This is a genomic window from Rhizobacter sp. (assembly GCF_031412495.1).
GTDB lineage: Bacteria > Pseudomonadota > Gammaproteobacteria > Burkholderiales > Burkholderiaceae_C > Schlegelella_A.
Map to the genome: position 1 here is coordinate 1 of NZ_JANODC010000498.1, position 2335 is coordinate 2335.

A 2335-nucleotide genomic window follows, 5' to 3' on the forward strand; every position below is an offset into this window, starting at 1 on the left:
CAATCACCGTTCGCGGGCAACGAGTCACCCGCCGTCTGAGCTGCCGCCCTACTTGACCCAGGTGTTGAGCTGGATGATCGGCAGCAGCACCGCCAGCACGATCAGCATCACCACGCCCCCCATCGCGACGATGAGGAGCGGCTCGAGGATCGTCGCCATCTGCAGCGCGCGGCGTTGCACTTCGGTGCCGAGCTGACGCGCGGCGCGGTCGAGCATCAGCGGCAGCTGGCCGGTCTGCTCGCCGAGCCGCGAGAACATCGCCAGGATGCCGGGGAAGCGCTTCTTGCCGGCGAGCGCCGAGGCCAGCGGCGCGCCTTCGCGCACCTGCACGAGGGCATCCATCGCGTCGGCCCGCATGGCCCGGTTCGACAGCGTCTCGGCCGCGGCCTGCAGTGCCTTCAGGATCGGCACGCCGGCGCCGGCGAGCATCGCCAGCGTTCCGGCGAAGCGCGCCGCGTTGTAGCCGCGGGCGAGGCGGCCGATGAGCGGCAGGCCGAGGAAGCCGGCGTCGAAGCGCTCGCGGAACGGCTCGTTGCGCAGCATGACCATCAGCACGGCGCCGCCGCCGACCAGCATCAGGACCAGGACCCAGCCGTAGCTGCGCAGAAAGCCGCTGATCGACATCATCGCCACGGTGAGCGCGGGCAGGGCCCGCTTCGAGCTGCTGAAGACGGTGGCGACCTGCGGCACGACGTAGGTGACGAGGAAGATGACGATGGCGAAGGCGATCACCGAGACGATCGCCGGGTAGAGGGTCGCGCCGACGAGGCGGCCCTTCAGCTCCTGGCGCGCCTCGAGGTCGTCAGCCAGGCGCTCGAGCACGAGCCCGAGGGCGCCGCTCTGCTCGCCGGCCGCGACGACGCCGCGGTAGACGTCGTCGAACTCGCGCGGCGCGCTGGCCAGGGCGCGCGCGAAGGGCGACCCGGCGTTGACCTCGCTGCGCAGGTGCGCCACCAGCTCGCGCTGGCGCGAGTCCTCGGCTTCGTCGCCGAGCGCGGTGTGGGCGCGCTCGAGCTGCAAGCCGGAGCCGACCAGCCCGGCCAGCTGGCGCGTCCAGACGGCCAGGCCGGTGGCGTTGAACACCTTGCGCTTGAGGCTGAAGCCGACGGCACCGGTGCCGGCCGACTCCACCTGCGTGACGGCGAGCGGCACCAGCTGCTGCGCCCGCAGCTGCGAGCGCGCGGCCCGCGAGTTGTCGGCGTCGAGCAGGCCGGTCTGCGCCTTGCCGGCAGCGTCGAGCGCCTCGAAGCGGTAGGCGGGCAAAAACTACTCTCGCGTGACGCGCATGACTTCCTCGGCCGAGGTGACGCCTTCGGCCACGAGCCGTTCGCCGTCCTCGCGCATCGACCTCAACCCGGCCGCTTCGGCGGCGACCTGGATCTGCGACTCGGCGGCGCGGCCGTGGATCAGGGCCCGGATCGAATCGTCCACGTCCATCAGCTCGTAGACGCCGGTGCGGCCCTTGTAGCCGGTCATGCCGCACTGGGCGCAGCCGACCGGATGCCAGCGGCCGCGGTCGTCTTCCCTGCGGCAATGCAGGCATAGCTTGCGGACCAGGCGCTGCGCCAGCACGCCGATCAGGCTCGACGACAGCAGGAACGGCTCGACGCCCATGTCGATCATCCGCGTCACCGTGCTCGGCGCGTCGTTGGTGTGCACGGTGGCCAGCACCAGGTGGCCGGTGAGCGAGGCCTGGATGGCGATCTGCGCCGTCTCGTAGTCGCGGATCTCGCCGATCATGATGACGTCGGGGTCCTGGCGCAGGATCGCGCGCAGCGCCTTCGCGAAGGTGAGGTCAATCTTGGCGTTGACCTGGGTCTGGCCGATGCCGGCGAGCTCGTACTCGACCGGGTCCTCGACGGTGAGGATGTTGGTGCCGGCGGTGTCGACCCGCCCGAGCGAGGCGTAGAGCGTCGTCGTCTTGCCCGAGCCGGTGGGCCCGGTGACGAGGATGATGCCGTGCGGCTGCTTGATCAGGTGGTCGAACTTGGTCAGCACGTCGCCGCTCATGCCCAGGCCCTCGAGCGTGAACTTCGACTCGGCCTTGTCGAGCAGGCGCAGCACGGCGCGCTCGCCGTGCGCGGACGGCAGGGTCGAGACGCGGACGTCGACGGCGCGGCCGCCGATGCGCAGCGAGATGCGGCCGTCCTGCGGCAGCCTGCGCTCGGCGATGTCGAGTTCGGCCATGATCTTCAGGCGCGAGATGAGCGCCGCGTGCAGCGCCTTGTTCGGCTGCACCACTTCGCGCAGCGTGCCGTCGACGCGGAAGCGCACCGAGCTCGAGCGCTCGTAGGGCTCGATGTGGATGTCGCTGGCCCCGTCCTTGGCCGCCTGC

2 protein-coding genes are annotated in these 2335 nt (G+C 71.0%); both read right to left on the bottom strand.

The window, feature by feature from the left end; all coding sequences use genetic code 11:
• Positions 1–48 precede the first annotated feature (48 nt).
• Complete coding sequence (gene gspF / locus AC30N0_RS18710; RefSeq protein ID WP_489519396.1) at positions 49–1263, bottom strand: type II secretion system inner membrane protein GspF; 1215 nt, start codon at positions 1261–1263, stop codon at positions 49–51.
• 3 nt (positions 1264–1266) lie between these two features.
• The coding region (locus AC30N0_RS18715) for a GspE/PulE family protein (RefSeq protein WP_489519397.1) at positions 1267–2335 on the bottom strand (1069 nt) is incomplete at its 5' end.